Source organism: Rhodoluna sp. (assembly GCF_036721215.1).
GTDB lineage: Bacteria > Actinomycetota > Actinomycetes > Actinomycetales > Microbacteriaceae > Rhodoluna.
The window spans coordinates 21,531-44,799 of record NZ_DAIMLM010000002.1 but is presented as its reverse complement, the minus strand read 5'-3'; the positions used below and the strand labels follow the sequence as shown (position 1 = coordinate 44,799).

The window sequence follows — 23,269 nt, the reverse complement described above, 5'->3', positions numbered from 1 at the left end:
CCTAAATATTAACCCACTTTCACTATTGCGCTAGGTTCGCCAACGCTTATCGTAAAGGTATGAAAAATATAGCTTCTCGGAAATCGCCTCTTAAGTCTTTGGCGTTCTTTCTTTCAATAGCTTCTTTAATTGGTATCAGCTCAATGCCAGCAACTGCCGAGGAAGCCAACTGGGAACTCACGGTCGAAATAGTTGACACGGGATGCAATGATGACATAACGCCGCCATCATGGAGCCCTAGTGACAACGTCGAGTGGGATGATGGCAACCCAGTCGACCTAGAGGAAATCGAATGGAATTCGACGCGTGCTTTTAGCGTTAACCTGGGCTTCCAACAAGGGTTGGATAACTGCAGCGGTGAGTTTATTGAAATTCCAGGAACAGTAGCTATTACTTTCACCCCGAATGAAGATTCTCCCTTGGTAATGTCAGACAGTCATTGTGGAGGCTCCACAGAGGACTGTATTGCGGATGACATGTTCATGATGGGAAATAGCGACATTTATGGAACCTTGGACGCCTCAGACGCTACAACGACGGGTGAATTTACAGGTGCGTTAATCGTTGTGTGGACACCCTAAGGGAAATAATCATTCGTTCAGGCAGCACCTGGATTGGATTGGCGGTTGCCAGTTTGGTTCTTGCTGGAAATGCTCCATCTTTCGGTGAGGAGAATGAAGATTTCCGATATGGCCTAGAAGGCAACAGCATAGTCTTTACTAGCCAGGACCAAGCTATCCAAGGTGGCTCTTTCCGATTAGCCGTGAAGGGTGGTCAGGAAGCAAGAATTGTTGTTGAGCTAGTCGACATTGTTTCCGTAGCTTCTGGATCAAAAAAATCTCTTCCCCTAAACTCGAGCCCATTTACTCCAAGCGGTCTGATTGAGTTTGCCGATGAATACCCTAGATATCAACCAAATGGCGAGTTCCAGTTTTTTGACATTGACTTTAGCTTTAAAGAAGACGAAGTTCTTGACAGGGCAGTCCTCGGCGGCTTATCGATTTCAATCGTGCCGGAAGAGAAGTCTGACCAACAAGTGACTGTCGGATCTTCAATTGTTGCAACTTTCGCTTACATGCCGGCGGGTAGCCTGAACATGAATGAATACGCACCAGAGCTATCCCTCTCAATGCCAAGAATTGAGAGGGTATCCCCAGACTTTTTCCCGTTGAACATGATTCCCGACCTTCCATTTTTTAGGAATCACGGTGATCTGCAAGTGGACTATGAGCTATCCAATAGCGGAAACATTTTTCTAGAGACTGAATCGGAACTAATTGTTCAGCAACTAAATATTTTTGGCCAGCCAGAAGTGCTTAGGTTCTCGAATTCAACTGCAGCCTTCCTAGTTCCTGGCCAAATGACCCAAAATACAGTGGAAATTCAGTCAATTGATTCAGAAAAAAAGAATCTAAGTATGGGTATCTACCAATTCACCAAGAGTGCCCAAGGGCAAATCGGGGACCAAATCAAAACAAGTGTTTCTAATCAGCAAACCTTGATTATTTTTCCCTGGAAGCAAACCCTGCTGGGTCTAATACTTCTTCTCGCTCTGCGAAAAAAGATAGCTAAGGCACTAACTGAACTCTGGAGTTATATTCAAGCATTCAAGGAATTTCGCTCAAGTAGAAAAACTCGGGTGGAAAACGAGCCAAAGCCCGAACTTCTATATAGGCCATACACTTTGGCCCCGGCTGTATCTTCATCAAGCGATAATCCAGTTTCGGTTGAGCAAGCACCTAACAAAACACTTTGGCGTCGGTGGTGGCAATTTGCTGGAATGTTTTCATCTTTGAGAGACCGTTTCGTGTTGCCTAAGTTCTCTTGGCGTGTTAGCTCGCTGGTGCAGAATTTTAAGTGGGAGAAGCGGGCTAAAGGGCTAGCCAACCCTAAATCTCAGTCACCTGAATTACAGATGTTTGATGATGTTCAATCTTCCGCAGCTCAATCATCAGAACCCCAACCCGCAATAAAGCCCACATACTCAACCAAACAGACTCCTCCCCCTCCTGCCGCCCCCACTTCATTGAGTAGTTCGAATAAGGGTGGTCAGCCAAGGCCCTTGTATCCCTACTGGTACGTTCCGCCAAAGCGAGACAATTGAATTAGGGTCTGCCTTGCTTGTTGACCGGTCCCCTATCCATCCAGGCCTTGGCTAGCCCTTGGCGGCTGTTCGGCCAATTTTGACTCTGGTGTCGCCTAGATTAGCTTTGAGATACCCAAACAGTTAGAAAAGCTAGGACAAAAGTCATGACTAATCCCGAGAGCCTTCACTACACCAAAGAGCACGAGTGGCTATCCATCGAGGGCGATGTGGCCACCGTTGGAATCACCGAATATGCAGCCGAGAAGCTAGGTGACATAGTCTTCGTTGACCTACCCAAGCTTGGTAGCTCCACAACTTACATGAAAATTTGTGGCGAAATTGAATCCACCAAGAGTGTCGGAGAGCTTTACGCCCCGGTAGATGGTGAAATTGTGGCAGTAAATGACAGCGTCACCGCAACACCAGAACTAGTAAACCAGGACCCTATGGGTGCCGGATGGTTGATCAAGATCAAATTCACAGAACTACCTGCTTTGCTAACCCATGAAGAATACGCTCAACTAACCAACGAGGGGTAACTACCAACAAATGCTTCCTGAGCACAAAGATTTTAAGTACCGTCACATCGGTCCTACCCCTCAAGAACAATCTGACATGCTCAAGGAGTTGGGGTACTCATCCCTAGACGAGCTCATGGCCACCGCTTTGCCCAAGGCGATCCAATTCAAAGGCGATGGAAAACTTCCTGATCCGCTCACAGAAGCTGACACCCTAAAAGCCCTTCGTGCTCACGCCAACAACAACAGAGTGACAACAAGCTTGATTGGTCAGGGTTACTACGGAACCCTGACTCCTTCTGTTATCAAGCGCAACGTTTTGGAAAACCCCTCTTGGTACACCGCTTACACTCCCTACCAGCCAGAAATTTCCCAAGGACGCCTAGAAGCGATCATCAACTTCCAGACCATGGTCAATGACCTAACGGGAATGAAGACCGCTAACGCATCCATGCTGGATGAATCTACCGCTGCTGCCGAGGCCATGCTGCTTGCTAGACGAGGATCAACAAGTGAAAGCAAAGTCTTCTATGTAGACAACGACTGCTTCCCACAAACCAAAGCTCTTTTGGAGCACAGGGCAACCCCGGTTGGAATTGAAATTACATACTTTGACGCAGCCAAGGGTGCAGCTGGTCTAGCTGGCGAATACTTTGGTGTCTTGGTTCAGTACCCAGGCTCTTCTGGAAACCTGACCGACCTAAAGCCCATTTTTGCTGCAGCCAAAAAAGTCTCGGCACTTTCGGTTGCAGTTGCAGACCTACTTGCGCTTTGTTTGATTGAATCTCCAGGAAGTGCTGGTGCTGACATCTCGGTTGGAACCACCCAGCGCTTTGGGGTTCCAATGGGCTTTGGCGGCCCACACGCTGGTTACCTGGCTGTTCGTGAAGATCTTGAGCGATCAATGCCAGGAAGACTTGTTGGCGTATCCGTGGATGCCGATGGAGCACCTGCCTACCGCCTAACTTTGCAAACTCGCGAACAGCACATTCGACGGGAGCGAGCTACCTCAAACATCTGTACTGCTCAGGTGCTTCTAGCTGTCATGGCTGGAATGTATGCGGTGTACCACGGTCCAAAGGGCCTTCGCTCCATTGCACTCGATGTCCACCAGAAGACTCTTGCCCTTGCCGATGCACTCAAGAAAGCCGGACTTGCAGTTTCGCCTAACGAATTCTTCGACACCTTCCAGGTAACGGTTCCAAGCGCTAAAACTGTTTATGAAGCCGCTAGAAAACAAGACATCACAATGTTGGTTCTAGATGACAAAACTGTTGGAATTTCCATCGATGAAACCATCGATGTTGAAATGCTCAACAAGATTTCAGCCGCATTCGGTGCCGGCAAGGTCGACTATGTCTTTAACGCTTCAGCTACCACAAAGCTAGGAACACTCTCTCGCAAGGATGAGTATCTAACCCACCAGGTGTTCAACTCTCATCACTCCGAAACTGCAATGCTTCGTTACCTTAAGCGCCTTGCTGACTACGACTACGCACTAGACCGCGGAATGATCCCTCTTGGCTCTTGCACCATGAAGCTGAACTCAACTACTGAAATGGAAGCCGTCACCTGGCCCGAGTTTGGCAACATGCACCCATTTGCTCCCAAGGAAGACGTTGCAGGTTACCTGACCCTAATCGAAGAGCTAACCGGTTGGCTCTGTGATGTAACTGGCTATGACGCAGTTTCACTGCAGCCAAATGCTGGAAGCCAGGGAGAGCTTGCTGGTCTTATGGCTATTCGCGGTTACCACCTCTCACGTGGTGACAGCCAGCGCGAAGTTTGTTTGATTCCATCTTCTGCCCACGGCACTAACGCAGCTTCTGCGATCTTGGCGGGTATGAAGGTAGTTGTTGTTGCTTGCGACGAGCTAGGAAACGTGGACCTAGAAGACATCAAGCAAAAGATCGCCGAAGCTGGCGACAAGCTATCTGCTCTGATGGTTACCTACCCTTCTACCCACGGTGTTTACGAAGAAGCTATTGCTGACATTTGCGACATGGTTCATGCCGCAGGTGGCCAGGTATACATCGATGGTGCTAACACCAACGCTGTAGTTGGCTACGCCAAGTTTGGACTTCTGGGTGGAGACGTATCGCACCTGAACCTACACAAGACTTTCTGTATCCCTCACGGTGGCGGTGGCCCAGGTGTTGGTCCAGTAGCAGCTAGAGCTCACCTAGCTCCATTCTTGCCAGGACACTCGCTGGCTCAGATTGAACTTCCTAACTTTGGGCCAATTTCTGGAGCTCCTTTTGGTTCAGCATCGATCTTGCCTATCTCATGGGCATACATTCGCATGATGGGTAACCAGAGCTTGCGCGATGCAACCTCTGTTGCGGTGTTGTCTGCTAACTACGTAGCCATGAAGCTAAAGGATCACTTCCCGCTTTTGTATACCGGTAACGCTGGTTTGATTGCTCACGAGTGCATCATCGACATTCGTGGAATCACAAAAGATACCGGCGTGAGCGTAGACGACGTGGCAAAGAGATTGATTGACTACGGTTTCCACGCTCCAACAATGAGCTTCCCAGTTTCTGGAACACTCATGATCGAGCCAACCGAGTCAGAGCCGAAGCAAGAAGTGGATCGCTTCATCGAAGCCATGATTGCCATCAAGAACGAGATCAACCAGCTTGGCGCTGGAACCTGGAGTCCTGAAGATAACCCACTGCGCCAAGCCCCTCACACCGCCAAGATTTTGACCGGGGAATGGAACCACCCTTACTCGAGAGAGTTGGCAGTGTTTCCTGTGAAGTCACAGCACCTTTGGAAGTACTGGCCAAAGGTTAGACGAGTGGACTCGGTCTATGGAGATCGTAACTTGGTGTGCTCTTGCCCACCACCGGAAGCTTTCGCCTAAAACTATTTTTTGGACTTAGCAAATACTTTTGCTAGAACTATTCCTAGTGCTGCACCAAGCAGCTGTGCAATTACAAAACTTGGAACTGACTGGGCCCCGATTCCAGCAAAGCTATCAGTAAAGATTCTTCCAACCGTCACGGCAGGGTTGGCAAATGATGTGGACGAAGTAAAGAAATATGCTGAGCCAATCCAAGCTGGAACTGCAATTGGAATTAGATCGGCACGCTTGGATTGAATCAAATTAAGAATGATAAAAACTAGTCCTGCGGTAGCGACAACCTCACCAATAGCTGTGCCCTCGCTAGCCATCCCCTTACTCGAAACCTGAATTGCTACAGAACCGAACATAACGTTTGCCAGGATTGCTCCTGAAATAGCGCCAGCGAATTGCGCGGCAAGATATGGGGCGACTCTTTGAGCTTTAAATCTCTGGTTGATAGCCAAAGCCATCGAAACAACTGGATTGAAATGGCCTCCGCTTACTGGGCCAAGAGTGAGGATTAGCAAACCGAGAGCCAAAGCGGTAGATAGCGCGTTGGCCATGAGGGCAACTAGTAGATCGCCCGAGAGATTACTACCCATGATTCCGGAGCCAACTATGGCTGTAACAAGAAGGGTTGTTCCTAGGAACTCTGCGAATAATGCCTTGAAATTCATGCGGGGCCTAACTAAGTGTCTAACTGGTCAGTATTTAGGCTAGCTCAGCAGACATAAATGTCTTGCCAGCGACAAGCTTGACTTATTTGATGGCTAGTGACTCAGCCAGGATTTGCTTGACTATAGGAACAACTTCGGTTCCTAATAGTTCAATAGAGGTCATCAGCTTGGAGTGGGGCATAGGTCCAGTTGAGTACTTGAGGTCAAAGCGGTTAGCCCCGACTGACTTAAGTGCGTAAGCGATTTTCTTGGCAACGGTTTCAGGTGAACCAACATACAAGCTTCCGTTGTAGACCTCATTCAAGTAGTGATCCTTGGTCATCGGACCCCAGCCTCGTTCTTTGCCTATGCGACCAAAACTTGATTCGTAACTTGGCCAGAGCTCTTCTATCGCCTGCTCATCAGTTTTTGCAATGTGACCTGGTGAGTGAATAGAAATCTGACGAACCTCGTTACCAAAGTGCTCCATCTGCTCGTGATACAACTTCGCGTAGGGATAGAACCTTGCAGGATCTCCCCCAATAATTGCTAATGCCAGATTGGCATTTAGCCTGGCAGCGCGAATCACGCTTTCTGGAGATCCTCCAACACCGACTCGAAGAGGGATATGGCCGCGCTCAGTTTTTGGATACACCTCTTGGTTCACAAGTGGCGGCCTGATCGATCCGGACCAGTTCACTGGCTGTTCCTTTAGAAGCTCAACCAGCATCTCTAGTTTCTGTTCGAACAGTTGTGCGTAGTCTGAAAGCTGATATCCAAACAGTGGGAAAGATTCGGTAAAAGATCCTCGTCCAGCGGTTATCTCTGCACGTCCATTTGATAGACCATCCAAAGTTGCAAATCTTTGGTAAACCCTGATTGGGTCTTCAGAGGACAAAACTGTCACACCAGATCCGAGAGTAATTCTGTCAGTTTTGGTAGCGATTCCGGCAAGAACAGTGTCTGGTGCAGTAACTGCGAAATCATCGCGGTGGTGCTCGCCGATATTGAAGTTATCAAGGCCAACTTGTTCAGCTAGAACGGCTTCTTCGACAACGTTTCGAAGGACCTGACCTGCAGTTTCAGGCGTGCCGTCGTCTTTTAGGGTCATGTCCCCGAAGGTGTCTAGCCCAAACCTAATGTTCACTGCTCAATGTCCCTTTTCTCGTCTACTGCTTAGAGGTAAACCGACAACTGACCGATTTGTTCCCAAACTACTTAGAAAGGCTGATCCAGTAATCATCGATAGCCTGCATGGTCTCTACAGGAGTCTCTTCTTGGGCTAAGTGGCCTGATTTGGGGATAACGACCAGACTTGAGCCCTCAATCAATGTCGCGAGCGCCTCGGTGTCAGCGGTTGCCACCACAACGTCGGTATCGCCAGTAATAAGAAGTGTTGGAATCTTGATCTCGGATAACCGGTCTTTGACATCAAAGCTTCGCGGGGCTCGGTTGAATTCCCAGAAGCCTTCTTCCCAGCCGATGATTTCTAGCGGGGCTCGATAACCTGCTGTGATTTCATCGGTGATCTTCGACTTATCGAACCAAGACCTATCCAGTAGATCCATGCCACTCGAGGCAATTGAGGAAACAAGGAGTGGACCTAGGTGATCTAATTGCGGGATGCTGAAGATCCAGTTGAACCCAGAAGGAGATCCACCGGTGGTGAGTATCGCAGGCGAAATCAAAATAAGACCGGTAACCGCTCCTGGGTTATCCACCACATACTGCGCTGCTTGGGTTCCGCCCGCGGAGTGACCAACAAGGAACACCTCTCTATTGCTTGCATACTCTGCGATTAGCTCATCAAGAATTAGGTCGTTACCTGCTGATCCGTATGTATTCTCACCTTCCCAGCTACTTGGTCTTTGCGTAAAGCCAAAACCTGGGCGGTCATAAGCGATGACATCTCCGTAAGCACTGAGTGGCTCGGTGACGAAGCGGTAAGAAAAGGTATTAGCCCCAAAGCCGTGCAGCAAGAAAAACACCGGTGGGTTCTCGCAGTCACTATCTTGGCTACAATCAAACTCGGTTACGTCCGTGTAAACATCAATCCCCTGAGCCTTAGTAAAGCTCGCCCCCGACCCAGCGGCTTCTTGATAGGTCTTGGTTCCGCTGGTTTCAACGGGAATCAAGAAAGGAACGATTAGGGCGGCTACCAATAGTCCTAGCAACACTCTGGAAAGGACCTTGAGGGCTTTTTTCATGCCTTCAGCCTACGCCCGCAGCCTGAAGTGGCTCTAGTTGCTGGCAACTGGCTGAGAGCTTGGGTAATGCTTTTGCTAGCTGGGCCGATAGGTGGTTTGCTTAGTAGGTACAAAAACCCACCACTTATTTAGGGGACATCCTTGTTTAGACTCTCGACCGTTTCACTTGCCAACCGCTCTGTTGTGGGGCTTTTGACCATAATCCTCACCGTGGCTGGCCTAATCTCCCTCGGTTCGCTAAAACAAGAACTGCTTCCCTCTTTTGAAGTGCCACAGGCTTCTATCGTCACGACTTACCCAGGTGCCTCTCCTGAGGTAGTCGATGCCCAAGTTTCTTCGATCATCGAAGACGAGGCCAGGATTCTAAAAAACCTGGTGAATGTCACATCAACGTCTCGAGCTAACGTCTCGGTTGTTCGCGTGGAGTTTGATTTTGGCGTCACAACCGCTCAGGTTGAAGAAGAACTAAACCGCGTGGTGGCTAATGTTCAAGATTCACTTCCTGCAGATGTTGAGCCAAGAGTTATCTCGGGATCTTTTGATAGCGTGCCGATTATCGTCTTGTCAGTTGCCTCAACAACTGGCGACAACGAAGCTATTTCTGAAGTTCTGGAAGACATCGCTGTTCCGATTTTGTCCCAAGTTCCTGGCATTCAGGAAATCACGGTCGCCGGAGGAAAAAAGAAGCAGATCACTTTGGATCTACGAACCAGCGTACTTTTGGCCAATGGTTTATCGCAGACTTCAATTACCGATGCTCTTAGGGCCAATGGCTTTATACTTCCAGCCGGTTCAATCACCGACAGCGAGGGTGAGCTCCAGATTGAAATTGGAACCAACGTCAACTCCCTTGAAGACTTTGAGAATCTTCCCCTGGTTGCATCAGCTACCTCATTTGCACAACTGCCTGGTGGCCTAACTGGAGCTACCACCACACCAAGAATTCTTACCATCGGCGAAGTTGCAGAAGTAACTTACGACTACGAGCCGGTTACCTCTATATCTAGAACCAATGGCCTTGATTCCCTTGGAATCCAGGTCACCAAGACTCAAGAAGGCAACACGGTTGCAATTTCAAACGGTGTTGAAGCAAAAATTGACGAACTGGTGGAAAAACTAGGTGGCGATGTTGAGATCACCACCGTGTTTGATCAGGGTCCTTTTGTTGAAAAGCAGCTTGAGAACCTAAGTATTGAAGGTTCACTGGGGCTTACCTTTGCCATTTTGATCATCTTGATCTTCTTGACTTCCATTCGATCCACTCTGGTGACTGCAATTTCGATTCCAACATCCTTGCTGGTTACCTTTATCGGTCTATGGGTCTCTGGCTACAGCCTGAACCTATTCACCCTGAGCGCGCTGACCATTGCAGTTGGTCGAGTCGTGGACGACTCGATTGTGGTTATCGAAAACATCAACCGGCACCTCTCCTATGGCGAGCCGAAAAAGCGCGCCATTATTGACGCCGTAAAGGAAGTTGCTGGAGCAATTACCTCGGCGACCATAACCACCGTTGCGGTATTCCTACCGGTTGCCCTGGTGGGAGGAATCGTCGGAGAGCTCTTTAGACCCTTTAGCTTCAGCTTCACAATCGCCCTGCTTGCTTCCCTAGTGGTCTCCTTGACTATCGTTCCGGTTCTTGCCTACTGGTTCCTGAAGGCTCCAGTTAGCGAAGAGCAGAGCGCGAAAGAATCTGCCAAGACTGCAGCCACTCGTATGGAGAAAGCTCGCAAGGTTGAGGAAGAAAAGGAAAAACGCAGCTGGTTACAGCGCGGTTACATCCCCGTACTGACTAAAACCCAAGCCAAGCCCGGATTGACTCTGGTTGCAGCGGGAGCTATTTTGATGTTCACTTTCTCACTTGTTCCGCAGCTCAAGACCGACTTCATTGGTGATTTTGGTGGAGACACATTTGTGGTTCGTCAAGAAATGCCTGCTGGAAGCACCTTCGAGCAGCGCGACGAGGCTTCCAAGATTCTTGAGGATCTGATTCTCTCGCAAGAAGGCGTTGAAACTGTTCTTGCAACCTTTGGTGGCAGAGCCGATGGTCGCGTGAACTTTGGTGGTAACACCAACGCAACTACTATTCAGGTATCCGTAAGTAAGGACGCCGACAACGTTGCAATCCAAGCTGCTGTTCAAGCAGAGATTGATTCTCGTGATGACATCGGTGAGACAACCCTGCCTCAAGGTGGCGGTGGCTTTACTGGCTCCGGCACAATCGACATCAAGCTTGCAGCTACCAGCGACGAAGCGTTGTTTGCAGCTGTTGAGAAGGTTCGTCTAGGGATGCTCGAAGTTGAAGGTATCTCTGATATTTCCTCTTCACTTTCGGAGCAACAGCGAACCCTGAAAATAACTGTTGATCGGGTGGCAGCTGCCGAGGCAGGACTGACCGAAATTCAGGTTTCGGGTATTGTTGCAGCCACTCTAAGACCAGGCTCAATTGGCGATGTGAACATCGATAACGAGGCGACTCCTATCTTTATCGTTCAAGAGAACTCGCCAGCTACCTTGGATGAGATTCGCGACATTCGAATCCCAACCAGGTCAGGAGTTATCTCCCTTGACAGCATCGCTGACATCCAGGAGGTTCAGGCCCCAGTAGCTATCACCAGCGAAAAGGGTGACCGGGTAGCCACAGTTTCTCTAACCCCTGACTCCGATGACCTGGGAGCAGTTACCAGAGCAGTAACCGAGGCGCTGGATGATGTCGAGCTGCCAATTGGAGCAACGGCCAACATCGGTGGAGTCTCTGCTGATCAGGCTGAGTCCTTTGGTCAGCTAGGGCTAGCTTTGCTAGCCGCGGTAGCAATTGTGTACCTAGTTATGGTTGCAACCTTCAGCAGCTTGGTGCAGCCATTGATCTTGTTGATATCGATTCCATTTGCTGCAACCGGTGCGCTGGGTCTACTACTACTAACCGATACTCCGTTGGGCGTTCCGGCACTTATTGGAATGCTGCTTCTGGTCGGTGTGGTGGTCACAAACGCCATTGTGCTTATTGACCTAATAAACCAATACCGAAAGCAAGGCAAGTCGATTCAGCAATCGATCATGGATGGCTCAAGGCAGCGTCTTCGTCCTATTGTGATGACAGCACTGGCAACAATCTTTGCGCTGTCGCCGCTAGCTCTTGGCATCACCGGTGGAGGATTCATTAGTCAGCCGTTGGCAATCGTTGTTATTGGTGGTTTGGTTTCCTCGACAGTATTGACCTTGGTTATTGTTCCGGTTCTATACTGGCTCATCGAAGGAAGAGCTGAGCGTAAGTTGCTCAAAGCTAAAGGAAAGCGCAAGCCAAAGGCAAAGCCAAGAAAGCGCCTAGCGCTCAAACGCTAAGCTTTCTAGGTTATGAAGTCCTTGGAGAATTTAGTCTGGATCGACTGCGAGATGACCGGTCTCGAGGTCGAAAAAGACTCGCTGGTGGAGATTGCAGTTTTGATAACTGACTCCGACCTCAACATTCTCGATGAGGCTGGGCTAAGCGTTGTAATCAAGCCAAGGCCAGAGTCACTTTCGCAAATGGGAGATTATGTAACCCAAATGCATAAGGAGTCTGGCTTGCTGCCACTTCTAGACGACGGTCTAGAAATTGCTGATGCAGAACAAAAGATTCTGGATTACGTCAAAGGTTTCGCACCAGAGGTTAGAACTGCTCCGCTAGCTGGAAACTCAATCGGTACCGACCGGATGTTTCTAAATCGATACATGCCAACACTTGATGCGCACCTGCACTATCGAAACATCGACGTGTCTTCTGTAAAGGAACTAACCAAGCGATGGTTTCCAAAGGTCTATTTCCAGCTACCTAAAAAATCTGGTGGCCATAGGGCCCTGGCTGATATCAGAGAGTCAATAGCTGAGCTTCGCTACTATCGACAGACTGTGTTTGTTTCCCAGCCCGGGCCAGAATCTGAAGCGGCAAAGCAAATAGCCGACCAGCTCTAAACGCAATAGAATATAGAAGCTTTGGGCCTAGCTCAAAGACATGGTGGGTATAGCTCAGCTGGTAGAGCGCCTGGTTGTGGTCCAGGATGTCGCGGGTTCAAGTCCCGTTACTCACCCCAATAGATGATTCTCATCACTCAAAGAGAGCTAGCTTTATCTCATGACCTCATTTGTTCTCTCCCCCGAAGTTTCCGAAGCGCTTGCAACAGGTAAGCCAGTTGTGGCACTTGAGTCAACAATCATTTCGCACGGTCTTCCAAGGCCTAGAAACCTAGCAGCAGCAAAAGAATTTGAAGAAATCCTGCGTTCTTCTGGTGTGGTTCCAGCAACCATTGCAATCCTCGATGGCATCCCTCAAATAGGTCTGGATGCCAGAGGCGTAGACCGGATCGCCAACGAGGATTTAGCTAAAGCCAGCGTTCGAGACATTCCGATTCTTGCGGCCAAAAAAGCTTCTGGCGCAACAACCGTTGCCGCTACCGCACACTTAGCTTCTTTGACCGGAATTAGAGTTTTTGCAACTGGGGGCTTGGGTGGAGTCCACCGAGGAGCAATTGAGACCTTCGATGAGTCGGCGGATCTTTCAACTCTCGCAGTTACCCCAATTACCGTTGTTTCCGCAGGGGTGAAGTCCGTATTGGATATCCCAGCAACCCTCGAGCGTCTAGAGACTTTGTCGGTGCCAGTTATTGGCTACAAGACAAACAAGTTTCCAGCCTTTTGGCTAACCGATTCTGGATACACACTTGATTGGCAGCTGGACTCAGCCGCAGAAATCGCTGCCGCCATGAAGGCTCAGGATGAACTAGGCCACGGGCAGGGAATCGTTGTTGCCAACCCGATTCCTATTCAGCAACAGTGGGATCCAAAAGAGCACGACCGTGTGCTTGCTATTGCATTTGAAGCTGCCAAGAAAGCTGGGGTTACCGGCAAAGCGGTAACGCCTTTCTTACTCGGTTTCATTGTCGAAGAATCCACTGGCAAGTCCTTGGAAGTAAATCTTGATTTGGCAAGAAATAATGTTCGAGTCGCTGGCGAGATTGCTAAAGCTTGGGCGGCAATTTCGTGAATAAGATCTTGGTCATCGGAGACGTAATCGAAGACCTAATTGTCATCCCCGAAGAAACTATAAGACCAAACACAGATACCAAGGCCCAGATTCAAAAATCCATGGGCGGCCAAGCTGCCAACGTGGCAGCTTGGGTTGCACACAAAGGCGCAGCTGTTAGCTTTGTCAGCTGCGTTGGAAAAGCAGATTTAGTCAAGCTCGAGCAGGAACTAACAGCTCAGTGCATAGAGAGTAGTTTGCAATCCAGCAGCAAACCAACTGGCTCTCTTGTAGTGTTAGTTGACGGGCAAAGTAGATCCATGTTGACTGACCGTGGCGCAAACCAAGATTTGGATCTAGCAAAGATTGATCCAACCGGTTTTGCAGTTGTCTACATTTCTGGATACAGCCTTCTTGGAAGGTCTCTCGAACAAGTTTCTGCTTTTGCCAGCAAAGTGAAAGCCGCTGGCGCACTATTAGCAATTGATCCTGGTTCTTACGGATTCATAAACGATCACGGCGTGGATAGTTTTCGTGAACTGATTAGTCTTGCTGACATTTCCTTTCCTAACCAAGAAGAACAAGATCTTCTAGAGCTTTCGGGAAAAGTAAGGCTCAATGTGGTGACCTCTGGACACCTTGGAGCTATGGCCCACACAAGCGATGGCAAATTGATTGAGGTTGCCCCTATTGGTTCAAGCCTTGTGGACCCAACGGGAGCGGGAGATGCGTTTTGCGGCGGCTTCTTAGCTCAGCTGGTCCAAGAGCCAGGTTTTCAGCATCTTGCTTCGGAAGCGGTAGCTAGCGCCCTTCGGGCAGGCGCTGAGGCTGGATCCAAGGCCGTAGCGATTATGGGAGCTAGGCCAGAAGTTCTCCCCAGCAAATAGCCCCTAACCTTCAGGGAAAACTTGAACTTATCCACAGGTTTATACACCGCCCAAAAAGACAGACTTAGCTCTCGGTAGCCCTTTGAATTACAAGTTCTCTCACCCTGGCGGCATCAGCTGAGCCGGACATTGCCTTCATAACGGCACCAATGACGGCACCTGCAGCCTGAAGCTTTCCTTCACGAATCTTTTCTAGAACGTCTGGTTGCTCGGATAGAGCCTTATCTATTGCAGCAAGCAGGGCTCCATCATCGGAGACGACCTCAAGACCTCGGGCTGCAATAATCACTGCCGGGTCTCCCTCCCCTGCCAAGACTCCGGTCAGAACTTCTCGAGCTAGCCGGTCGGTAAGTTTTCCGGACTCCACTAGCTCTGCGATTTGAGCAACCTGCACCGGTGTGATGGAAAGCTCAGTGATTTCCTTGTCTTCGCTGTTCGCAATTCTTGCAATCTCACCAGTCCACCACTTCCTGGCTGCTTGTGGTTTAGCTCCGGCTTTTACGGTTTCATCAATCTCATCAAGCAAAGCCGAGTTCACAACATCGCGGAACTCTAGTTCGCTAAAGCCCCACAATTCCATCAGTCTCTTACGACGAACAGCTGGCTTCTCAGGAAGAGTTGCGCGGATCTGTTCGATCCATTCTTTGGAAGGCTGGATTGGAACTAGATCTGGCTCTGGGAAGTAGCGGTAGTCGTCAGCATCTGATTTTGGTCGACCAGAAGAAGTTGCTCCGCGGTCCTCGTGCCAGTGTCGGGTTTCTTGAATTATGGCAACGCCTTGTGAAAGCAGGTGAGCCTGTCTTTGGATTTCGTACTTCACTGCTTTTTCGATACTTCGAAGAGAGTTCACATTCTTGGTTTCGGTTCTGGTGCCAAGTTTGGCTTCGCCCTTAGGTCTAATGGAAACGTTTGCGTCACAGCGAACATTTCCTCTTTCCATGCGAGCATCGGATACCCCAAGGTTTTTTACTATCTCACGAATCGAGCGAACATAAGCTGCTGCTAGTTCAGGGGCTTCATCGCCTGCACCGTAAATTGGCTTGGTGACGATTTCAACTAGTGGAACGCCGGCCCGGTTGAAATCAACCAGCGAGTACTCAGCCCCCTGGATTCTTCCGGTACTGCCTCCAACGTGAGTTAGCTTTCCGGCGTCTTCTTCCATGTGAGCGCGCTCTATTTCAACGGTGAAGACTTTGCCAGAGGGGACTTCGATGTCTATCTTTCCTTCGAAGGCAATCGGCTCGTCGTACTGTGAGGTCTGGAAGTTCTTGGCTAGGTCTGGGTAGAAGTAATTCTTTCTGGCAAATCTTCCGGTTGCTGCGATCTGGCAGTCCAGAGCTAAACCAATCTTGATTGAGTTTTCAATGGCCTTGCCGTTAACGGCTGGCATTGCACCAGGAAAGCCAAGGCAGTTTGGGCAAACGTTGGTGTTTGGCTCATCGCCAAACACGTTTGCACAACCACAAAACATCTTGGTATTGGTGTTTAGCTCTACGTGAACCTCGAGTCCGATTACGACCTCGTATGCTTCAAGTGCTTTCTGGTAATCCATGAGCTGATCTTTGGCCATTAGTTCACCTTCAGCTCTGGAGCAAAGTCCATCATCTTTTTAGACCATTTGGCTTCAAGGAGTTTTTCTAGTACTGCTCCGACTTTGTATAGCCTTGCGTCCTCACGAGCTGGTGCTAAAAATTGAGCACCGACTGGCAAGTTATCTTCTTTGGCAAGGCCTACCGGAAGGCTCATGCCAGGAATTCCTGCCAGGTTGGCAGGAATAGTTGCGATGTCGTTTAGATACATCGCAAGTGGGTCTTCTTGCTTTTCTCCCAGCTTGAAAGCAGTGGTTGGAGCGGTTGGGGAAACTAGCACATCGGCTTTTTCAAATGCCTTAGCAAGGTCAGCTTGGATTAATGTTCTAACCTTTTGTGCACTGCCATAGTAAGCGTCGTAGTAACCAGAAGAAAGTGCATAGGTCCCGAGAATGATTCGACGCTTTACCTCTGGACCAAAACCGGCTTCACGGGTAGCAGACATTACCTTTTCAACCGTTGCAGCACCTTCTGGCATAACCCTTAGGCCAAATCGAACCGAGTCAAAGCGAGCGAGGTTGGAAGAAGCCTCTGCTGGTTGAATCAGGTAGTAAGCAGCGATTGCATATTGAAAGCTTGGGCAGCTGACCTCGACTATTTCAGCTCCAGCTGCGACCAACACCTCTAGCGCCTCATTGAATTTTTCAGAAACTCCTTGTTGGAAACCCTCACCGGTGAGTTCTTTTATGATTCCGATTCTTAAGCCCTTGACTGAATCGTTCTTGGCCGCTTCGGCCATGGAACCCAGACTCTCAGGCAAGGAGGTAGCGTCCATCGGGTCGTGACCGGCAATCGCATCTTGCAGCATCGCTGCATCCATAACATTTCTAGTTACTGGTCCAACCTGGTCTAGAGAGGAACCAAGGGCGATCAATCCGTATCTTGACACAGCTCCATAAGTTGGCTTAACTCCTACTGTTCCTGTTACTGCGGCAGGGAATCTAATTGAGCCACCAGTATCAGAACCGATCGCAAGCGGAGCTTGCATGGAAGCAACAGCTGAAGATGATCCACCACCAGAGCCACCTGGGGTTCTGGTTAGATCCCAAGGGTTTAGAGAAGGTCCATAAGCGGAGTTTTCAGTTGACGAACCCATGGCGAATTCATCAAGGTTAGTTTTGCCAAGTATCGGCATCTTGTTTGCAAGAATCTTCTTAACCACGGTGGCATCATATGGCGGCACCCAGCCCTGCAAGATCTTTGATCCAGCAGTTGTTGCAATTCCGATAGTTGCCAGGTTGTCCTTTACGGCAATTGGAACTCCCGCGAGCGCCGGAAGAGACTCCCCCTTAGCTCTTTGGTCGTCTACCTGCTTCGCCTGGGAAAGAGCAAGCTCGTGGGTAACAGTGAGGTAGCTGTTGATCTTTGGGTTTAGTTTGTCGATATTGTCTAGCTGGGCTTTAGTGAGCTCAACCGAGGAAATCTCTTTTTTGACCAGCATGCTGGCAAGCTCGCTCGCGGATTTGGACAGAAGTTCCATTTAGTCCTCATCCAAAATTGCAGAGACTTTGAACCGGCCGGAGTCGCTGTCAGCGGCTCCGGACAGAGCCTGCTCTTGGGTTAGCGAGGCGGTTACAACATCCTCGCGGAAGACGTTGGACATTGGAATTGGGTGGCTGGTGGCCACGATGTCCTGACTGGCAACCGCCTTGACCGTGGCAACCGAGTCGACAATTAGGGCTAGCTGGCTGGCGAATTGGGCAACCTCGGCTTCGGTAACCTCGATGCGGGCTAATCCAGCAAGGTGTCTGACCAGTTCGGGGGTGATTTCAGTCATGAAAGCTCTCGGTTGATTAATACGATTAAGTCCTGGCTTTTGGACCCGTTGGCCAGTCTAGCAAGATAGAAATTACTTGATATTGGGGTTGATTTGGGCGCTAAAGTAGAGACTTAGGCCCAAAACCCATCCAACAAGAAAAGGCAGTCCAATTGGAAAACTCAGAATTCACGGTCGCATTTAGAGGCTACGACAAAGATGAGGTAGACACCACTCTTGCGTCCATGCGCGAAGAGCTTGAGCACGTACGCGAGTACAACTACAAAGCTGCCAGCGAAGTTGAGTTTCTCAAAAGCGAGATCGCTAGCCTAAAGCAGCGCCTAAAGCGCGATTCCGGAACCGGATACGCAGAGCTTGGTGCCCAGTTCGAGCAGACTCTTCGCGTTGCCGAAGAGCAAGCCAGAAAGCTTATGACCGATGCAGGTCAAGATGCACTTCGTGTTCGCGAAACCGCTAAGGCCGAAGCCGAGCAACTAGGTCGCAAAGCAGAAGCTGCTGCGCAGAAACTTCTTTCTGAAACCGAAAGCAAAGTTAAAGAAATCCGCCTAGAAGCTGAAAGAAAGAGTGCTGAAGTTCTTTCCGCTGCCAAGACCCAGGCTTCAGAGGCTTCCGAAAAAACTGTTCACGCCCAGCGTGAAGCCGCAGCCATTCGCTCAGAGGGTGAAAGATTTGCCGCTGAACTGCGCGCGCAGGTTCACCGCGAAACTGAAGAGGCAAGAGCAGTTGCTACTGAACTTTCTCAGAGAACCGCTCAGCTTCGCGTTGAGCTAGAGGCAGAACTAAAGACCAAGCGTGATGAGAGCGAGCAAGAAGCTCTTCGCATGTATGAATCAGCTGTAAAGCAGGCTCAGCAGGCAACCGAGGAAGCAAACAAGGCCGTTGCCGAAGCGTCCAGGCTTTCAGCTGAGCTGAACGCAGAAGCTGAGAGAATTCTTCGCGAGGCTAAGTTGCAGGCCAACAACGTTACCGAAGATGCACAGCGAAACGCTGGAAACCTTATCAACCAGTCACGTCGTCGTGCCGAGCTACTTGCTCGCAAGTCTGAGGCTTACGCTAACGCTGTAATTGTTGACGGCCAGGAGCGCCTAGCTCGCTGGGAGTCTGAGTCGAATGAAATCGAAGACTTCCTAAACACCATGAAATCTTTGATGTCCACCGAGTCTATGGTGGCAGCCGATGAGACCATAGTTCAAAGCGAATTAGAGGGTACTTCAGCTTCGATTACTGACGGAGCAGATCAGCCAGCGGTTGACTACAGCGAAGGCACCAGAGCTAGCTATGAGCCAATCGAAGTTGAATCCTACGAGGACAACAAGAGAGACTAATTCGCCTTTAGGCGCTTTAGAAACTCTGCTTCACTAATTACCTCAACACCAAGTGATTCTGCCTTGGCCAATTTTGAACCAGCGCTAGCACCAGCCAATACAAAAGCTGTGTTTTTAGAAACTGATGAAGCAGCCTTACCCCCAGCGGAGATAATCGCCTCTTCTGCCTGATCACGGGTTAGCGACTCAAGAGTTCCAGTAACTACGATGCTCATTCCAGAAAACACACCGGATCCGCCAACAGATATTTCCTGGGTGAAATTCACACCAGCTTTCTTCCAAGCCGAAACTATTTCTTTGTGCCAATCAACCGCAATCCACTCTTTGATTGTCTTGGCAACCACCTGACCAACTCCGTCCACTCCAGCAAGTTGTTCTTCGCTGGCGCCAAAGATTTTTTCTATTGAGCCAAAGGTGTTCATCAGTGACCTCGCAGCAACCGGGCCAACGTGCCTGATGGAAAGTGAAACCAACACCCGCCAAGCAGGTTGCGACTTTGCTTTTTCGAGCTCTTCCAAGAGTTTGGTAGCAACGGCAGCGGGCGACCCGTCTGCTTTTCGGAAGTACTCGACTACCTTTTCCTTTCCTTTGGCATCCAGCTTGGCAGCACCGGTGTCAGCATCAACCACGCGGGATTTGATCGGCAGTAGTTTTTCTAGCGTCAAGGTAAACAGGTCAGCCTCAGATTTCACCGGCGGGTCTTTTGGTTCAATTGGCTGGGTGAGCGCAACAGCGGTAACAAAACCTAGCGCTTCGATATCCAAAGCTGAGCGGGAACCGATGTAAGCGATTCTTTCGCGAAGCTGGGCAGGACAGCTCTTGGTGTTTGGGCAACGAAGGTCAACGTCACCGTCTTGGGCTGGGGCAAGCAAGCTTTGACACTCTGGACACTTTTTTGGCATGGCAAACTTTTTCTCCGAGCCATCGCGAAGGGCCACAACCGGACCCAAAATTTCAGGGATAACGTCTCCTGCTTTTCGAAGCACGACGGTGTCGCCTATCAGGATGCCTTTGGCTGCCACTACCTCTTGGTTGTGAAGGGTTGCGAACTCAACCTCGCTGCCTGCCACCCGAATTGGGTCCAAAACCGCGTATGGGGTGGCGCGCCCTGTTCTTCCTATGGAGACCTTGATGTCCAATAACTTCGTGTTGACCTGCTCAGGCGGGTACTTATAGGCAATGGCCCACCTGGGGGCTCTGGATGTAAAGCCCAGGCTTTGCTGCTTCGAGAACTCGTCGACTTTGATCACAACACCGTCAATCTCGTGCTCAAGGGTGTGACGTTTGGCTTCGAAGTCTTGAATGTACTGCTTTACTTCTTTGGTCGTTTTGTAGACCTTGTAACGAGAAGATGTTGGCAGTCCCCAGGTTTTGAGCTGCTGGTAAAGATCCGACTGGGCCTTCACTGAGTCGTCCTTTAGCGCTCCGACGCCATGCACAATCATCTGAAGCGGCCTAGAAGCAGTGACGCTCGAATCTTTTTGACGCAACGAGCCAGAAGCTGAGTTTCTGGGGTTAGCAAAGGGTGCCTTACCCTGATCAATCAAAGACTTGTTGAGCTTGGCAAAATCCTCCAGGGCGTAGAAGACCTCGCCTCTAATTTCAACAACCTCTGGAATGGCTTTGCCGGAAAGCTGATGTGGGATTCCCTTGACGGTCATAACGTTACGGGTGACATCCTCGCCAACTGTTCCATCGCCTCTAGTGGCAGCTGAAACTAGCTTGCCTTTTTCGTAGCGCAGGTTAATTGCAAGTCCATCGATCTTTAGCTCACAAAGAAACGGTCCGCCGCCTGCTTTGTCCAACCAGGTATCAAGTTCTTCCATAGAAAAGACGTTATCTAGGCTCATCATCTTCTCAAGATGCACTGATGGCTGGAAGGTCTGGCTAGCTTCTCCTCCGACGCTCTGCGTTGGAGAATCCCCGGTTATCAGCTGCGGATACTTGGCTTCAAGTTTTTCGAGTTCACGCATAAGTGCGTCATACTCGGCATCAGAAATAAGCGATGTGTTGGATTGGTAGTAAGCGGCTCGGTGCTTGTTGATTAGATCAACTAGCTCATTAGCTCGAGCTTGTTCCTTTGAGTTCAAACCTGCTCCATCACTGCGGAGATGGTTTTATCAATTGTTGCTTGACCCAGGACCCTTGAACCCAGGTAGACAACCGCCGTTTGGCCAGGTGAGACTCCCCGGATTGGCTCCGAGAGGGCAATCACCATTTGATCCTGCAATACCTTGACCCGGCATGGGTGCGAAAGTCCATGAGCTCTAACTTGAACCTCGGCATCGAACCAATCGGAAGTGTTCGAAGGTGCCTCGCCGCACCAGGAGTACTTTGATCCACTGAGCTCTGAAATAAGTAGCGCCTCGTCAGGACCCACAACAACCACGTTGTCTTTGGGTCTGATCGAAAGCACATACCGAGGCTTTCCATCTGCGGAAGGCTTACCAATGTTGAGTCCCTTGCGCTGACCAACCGTGAAGCCAATAGCTCCATCGTGGGTTGCCAGCTGGTTTCCCTCGAGATCAACAATTGCGCCCTCAGCTCTTTCAATCTTGTCCGAGAGCCAATCCCTAGTGTCACCTTCTGGAATAAAGCAGATGTCGTAGCTATCTGGTTTTTGTGCCACCGATAGCTCACGTGCTTTTGCCTCGGCGCGGATCTCTTCTTTGTTGGCTGCTTTGCCGAGTGGAAATAGTGAGTGTTGGAGCTGCTGCTTGTTTAGAACTCCAAGAACGTAAGACTGATCCTTGGCCATCGCAAGAGAACGATGCAGTTCTAGATTTCCCTTGGAGTCAGTTTCTATGGATGCATAGTGACCGGTGCAAAGCGCATCAAAACCTAGCGCTAGCGCTTTTTCCAAAAGCGCTGCGAACTTGATTCGCTCGTTACATCTCATGCAAGGATTCGGAGTTCTACCGGCTTGGTATTCGCTAATGAAGTCATCAACGACTTCTTGCTTGAATCTTTCGGAGAAATCCCAAACATAAAACGGGATGCCAATCTTGTTAGCCGCGCGTTGGGCATCCATGGAGTCTTCTACGGTGCAGCAGCCTCTTGATCCGGTTCTTAGAGTTCCAGGCATCCTAGAAAGTGCCAGGTGCACACCGACCACTTCGTGGCCGGCTTCAACAGCGCGTGCGGCAGCTACGGCAGAGTCAACTCCGCCGCTCATTGCCGCAAGTACCTTCATCTATCTCCTGGTTAGTCCAGCTTTTTTCGCACCCTCGTACGCCTTGGGGAAGGCCTCCAAAAATGCGTCTATATCTTGATCTTTGGTGCTGTGACCAAGGGTAATTCGTAGTGTTCCCATAGCCTCATCATTACTAGCCCCCAAAGACAAAACTACGTGGGATGGGCCACTGACACCAGCCGTACAGGCAGATCCGGTAGAGATTGAAACCCCGTCGCTATCCAACAGAAACAACAAGCTATCTCCCAGGCAGCCCGGGAATCTAAAGTGGACATTATTTGGAAGCCTTGGGGCATGCTCGGCAGAAACAATCACATTTGAGGCAACTTGTTTCACCCCAGCAATTATTCGCTGGCTCATGATTTGGTGGTTTTGGGCTAAATCTTCTTGTTCGGAAACCGCTTCGGTTATGGTCAACGCCAACGCCGCAGCCGAAGAGGCGTCAGGGGTGCCAGAGCGTAAGTTTCGCTCCTGGCCACCGCCGTGGTTCACCGGAGTTAGTTTCTGATTCCGTCTCAGTATTAGTGCTCCTGAACCAACCGGCCCACCAAGTTTGTGACCGGTGATTGTCATGGCAGCTAATCCAGATTCAGCAAAGTCCACCGGAATATGCCCAAGGGCTGCAATCGCATCAGAGTGAACTGGAATCTGATAACTTTTCGCAATTTTTGTTAATTCCATAACTGGATGAATAACACCAATTTCATTGTTGGCCCACATCACGCTCATAAGCGCTACTCGGGAAGCGTTTTGCTCCAGGTAGCGCTCCAGTGCCGCAATATCTAGAACACCCTGATCATCACTTGGAATCAGATAAAGCTCCGCGTTTTGTGAGTCAACTAGCCAGTTGATTGCATCCAGCACCGCGTGATGTTCTGCTGCGGCACTTATGATCACGTTCTTGCTTGGGTCCTTGGAGTTTACGTCCCAAAAAATGCCCTTGATTGCTAGGTTGTCGCTCTCGGTTCCACCAGATGTGAAGATCACCTCGTTGCGATCACAGTTGATTGCCCGGGCTATGTCTTCTCGGGCCTGCTCGAGAATCTGTCTCGAGTGTTGCCCAAAGCTATGAACCGATGCCGGGTTACCTATTTCGGAAAGGGTGGAAACATAGAGCTCGAGAACGCTTGCGCGAATTGGCGAGGTGGCTGCGTGATCTAGATATACCGGCATAGTCAATC

At 49.8% G+C, this 23,269-nt stretch carries 18 protein-coding genes and 1 tRNA gene; 10 read left to right on the top strand and 9 right to left on the bottom strand.

Annotation, left to right across the window (positions count from 1 at the left end):
* Positions 1-59: 59 nt before the first annotated feature.
* The 4 genes from AC9UCN_RS03505 (at position 60) to gcvP (ending at position 5,473) form a co-directional block, all read left to right on the top strand.
* Positions 60-581, top strand: coding sequence for a hypothetical protein (locus AC9UCN_RS03505; protein ID WP_509523738.1), 522 nt, complete (start codon positions 60-62; stop codon positions 579-581).
* Complete coding sequence (locus AC9UCN_RS03500; RefSeq protein WP_509523737.1) at positions 569-2,104, top strand: hypothetical protein; 1,536 nt, start codon at positions 569-571, stop codon at positions 2,102-2,104. Before AC9UCN_RS03505 ends, AC9UCN_RS03500 begins: the two co-directional genes overlap by 13 nt.
* 146 nt (positions 2,105-2,250) lie before the next feature.
* Positions 2,251-2,625: a glycine cleavage system protein GcvH gene (gcvH, locus tag AC9UCN_RS03495; RefSeq protein ID WP_509523735.1), complete on the top strand. Its 375-nt coding sequence runs from the start codon at positions 2,251-2,253 to the stop codon at positions 2,623-2,625.
* 10 nt (positions 2,626-2,635) lie between these two features.
* Entirely contained in the window at positions 2,636-5,473 is a 2,838-nt protein-coding gene (gene gcvP, locus AC9UCN_RS03490; protein ID WP_509523734.1) for an aminomethyl-transferring glycine dehydrogenase, read from the top strand.
* A gap of 2 nt (positions 5,474-5,475) precedes the next feature.
* Here gcvP and AC9UCN_RS03485 read toward each other — a convergent pair whose 3' ends face one another.
* The 3 genes from AC9UCN_RS03485 to AC9UCN_RS03475 form a co-directional block, all read right to left on the bottom strand.
* Positions 5,476-6,132, bottom strand: coding sequence for an aquaporin (locus tag AC9UCN_RS03485; RefSeq protein WP_509523733.1), 657 nt, complete (start codon positions 6,130-6,132; stop codon positions 5,476-5,478).
* A gap of 82 nt (positions 6,133-6,214) precedes the next feature.
* The gene (locus AC9UCN_RS03480) at positions 6,215-7,258 is read right to left on the bottom strand and encodes an LLM class flavin-dependent oxidoreductase (RefSeq protein WP_509523732.1); all 1,044 of its coding nucleotides are present in this window, start codon (positions 7,256-7,258) and stop codon (positions 6,215-6,217) included.
* Positions 7,259-7,325: 67 nt separating this feature from the next.
* Positions 7,326-8,318: an alpha/beta fold hydrolase gene (locus AC9UCN_RS03475; protein ID WP_509523730.1), complete on the bottom strand. Its 993-nt coding sequence runs from the start codon at positions 8,316-8,318 to the stop codon at positions 7,326-7,328.
* A gap of 141 nt (positions 8,319-8,459) precedes the next feature.
* Between AC9UCN_RS03475 and AC9UCN_RS03470 the strand changes: the two genes are divergently transcribed.
* The 5 genes from AC9UCN_RS03470 to AC9UCN_RS03450 all read left to right on the top strand — a co-directional run bounded on the left by AC9UCN_RS03470 (position 8,460) and on the right by AC9UCN_RS03450 (position 14,204).
* Positions 8,460-11,660: an efflux RND transporter permease subunit gene (locus AC9UCN_RS03470; protein ID WP_509523728.1), complete on the top strand. Its 3,201-nt coding sequence runs from the start codon at positions 8,460-8,462 to the stop codon at positions 11,658-11,660.
* A 12-nt stretch (positions 11,661-11,672) separates the two neighbouring features.
* Positions 11,673-12,269: an oligoribonuclease gene (gene orn, locus AC9UCN_RS03465; RefSeq protein ID WP_509523726.1), complete on the top strand. Its 597-nt coding sequence runs from the start codon at positions 11,673-11,675 to the stop codon at positions 12,267-12,269.
* 43 nt (positions 12,270-12,312) lie between these two features.
* Positions 12,313-12,388 (top strand) — tRNA-His (locus AC9UCN_RS03460).
* A 41-nt stretch (positions 12,389-12,429) separates the two neighbouring features.
* Complete coding sequence (locus AC9UCN_RS03455; protein ID WP_509523725.1) at positions 12,430-13,338, top strand: pseudouridine-5'-phosphate glycosidase; 909 nt, start codon at positions 12,430-12,432, stop codon at positions 13,336-13,338.
* Entirely contained in the window at positions 13,335-14,204 is an 870-nt protein-coding gene (locus tag AC9UCN_RS03450) for a carbohydrate kinase family protein (RefSeq protein WP_509523723.1), read from the top strand. The genes AC9UCN_RS03455 and AC9UCN_RS03450 overlap by 4 nt, the downstream gene beginning before the upstream one ends.
* Before the next feature lie 64 nt (positions 14,205-14,268).
* Here the strand turns inward: AC9UCN_RS03450 and gatB are convergent, their stop codons facing one another.
* The 3 genes from gatB to gatC are packed head-to-tail and all read right to left on the bottom strand — an operon-like array spanning position 14,269 to position 17,570.
* Positions 14,269-15,774, bottom strand: a complete 1,506-nt coding sequence (gene gatB / locus AC9UCN_RS03445; protein WP_509523722.1) for an Asp-tRNA(Asn)/Glu-tRNA(Gln) amidotransferase subunit GatB — start codon at positions 15,772-15,774, stop codon at positions 14,269-14,271.
* Positions 15,774-17,273 (bottom strand): Asp-tRNA(Asn)/Glu-tRNA(Gln) amidotransferase subunit GatA, encoded by a 1,500-nt coding sequence (gene gatA / locus AC9UCN_RS03440; protein ID WP_509523721.1) that lies wholly within the window; start codon positions 17,271-17,273, stop codon positions 15,774-15,776. The genes gatB and gatA overlap by 1 nt, the downstream gene beginning before the upstream one ends.
* Complete coding sequence (gene gatC, locus AC9UCN_RS03435) at positions 17,274-17,570, bottom strand: Asp-tRNA(Asn)/Glu-tRNA(Gln) amidotransferase subunit GatC (RefSeq protein ID WP_509523720.1); 297 nt, start codon at positions 17,568-17,570, stop codon at positions 17,274-17,276.
* Positions 17,571-17,722: 152 nt separating this feature from the next.
* Here gatC and AC9UCN_RS03430 point away from each other — a divergent pair, with 152 nt between their 5' ends.
* Complete coding sequence (locus tag AC9UCN_RS03430) at positions 17,723-18,895, top strand: DivIVA domain-containing protein (RefSeq protein ID WP_509523718.1); 1,173 nt, start codon at positions 17,723-17,725, stop codon at positions 18,893-18,895.
* Here the strand turns inward: AC9UCN_RS03430 and ligA are convergent.
* The 3 genes from ligA to AC9UCN_RS03415 are packed head-to-tail and all read right to left on the bottom strand — an operon-like array spanning position 18,892 to position 23,261.
* On the bottom strand, positions 18,892-20,985 hold the full coding sequence (gene ligA / locus AC9UCN_RS03425) for an NAD-dependent DNA ligase LigA (RefSeq protein ID WP_509523717.1): 2,094 nt from the start codon (positions 20,983-20,985) through the stop codon (positions 18,892-18,894). The two genes, AC9UCN_RS03430 and ligA, sit on opposite strands and share 4 nt — an antisense overlap.
* Positions 20,982-22,088 (bottom strand): tRNA 2-thiouridine(34) synthase MnmA, encoded by a 1,107-nt coding sequence (mnmA, locus tag AC9UCN_RS03420; RefSeq protein ID WP_509523715.1) that lies wholly within the window; start codon positions 22,086-22,088, stop codon positions 20,982-20,984. The genes ligA and mnmA overlap by 4 nt, the downstream gene beginning before the upstream one ends.
* Positions 22,089-23,261 carry a cysteine desulfurase family protein gene (locus tag AC9UCN_RS03415; RefSeq protein WP_509523714.1) on the bottom strand — a complete coding sequence of 391 codons (1,173 nt, stop codon included), beginning with the start codon at positions 23,259-23,261 and terminating at the stop codon, positions 22,089-22,091. It lies immediately after the preceding gene.
* Positions 23,262-23,269: the final 8 nt, after the last annotated feature.

Coding starts and splice junctions, on each gene's coding strand:
- AC9UCN_RS03505 (WP_509523738.1), top strand. CDS start 60: ATGAAAAATATAGCTTCTCGGAAATCGCCTCTTAAGTCTTTGGCGTTC.
- gcvH (WP_509523735.1), top strand. CDS start 2,251: ATGACTAATCCCGAGAGCCTTCACTACACCAAAGAGCACGAGTGGCTA.
- gcvP (WP_509523734.1), top strand. CDS start 2,636: ATGCTTCCTGAGCACAAAGATTTTAAGTACCGTCACATCGGTCCTACC.
- AC9UCN_RS03485 (WP_509523733.1), bottom strand. CDS start 6,132: ATGAATTTCAAGGCATTATTCGCAGAGTTCCTAGGAACAACCCTTCTT.
- AC9UCN_RS03475 (WP_509523730.1), bottom strand. CDS start 8,318: ATGAAAAAAGCCCTCAAGGTCCTTTCCAGAGTGTTGCTAGGACTATTG.
- orn (WP_509523726.1), top strand. CDS start 11,673: ATGAAGTCCTTGGAGAATTTAGTCTGGATCGACTGCGAGATGACCGGT.
- AC9UCN_RS03455 (WP_509523725.1), top strand. CDS start 12,430: ATGACCTCATTTGTTCTCTCCCCCGAAGTTTCCGAAGCGCTTGCAACA.
- gatB (WP_509523722.1), bottom strand. CDS start 15,774: ATGGCCAAAGATCAGCTCATGGATTACCAGAAAGCACTTGAAGCATAC.
- gatA (WP_509523721.1), bottom strand. CDS start 17,273: ATGGAACTTCTGTCCAAATCCGCGAGCGAGCTTGCCAGCATGCTGGTC.
- gatC (WP_509523720.1), bottom strand. CDS start 17,570: ATGACTGAAATCACCCCCGAACTGGTCAGACACCTTGCTGGATTAGCC.
- mnmA (WP_509523715.1), bottom strand. CDS start 22,088: ATGAAGGTACTTGCGGCAATGAGCGGCGGAGTTGACTCTGCCGTAGCT.
- AC9UCN_RS03415 (WP_509523714.1), bottom strand. CDS start 23,261: ATGCCGGTATATCTAGATCACGCAGCCACCTCGCCAATTCGCGCAAGC.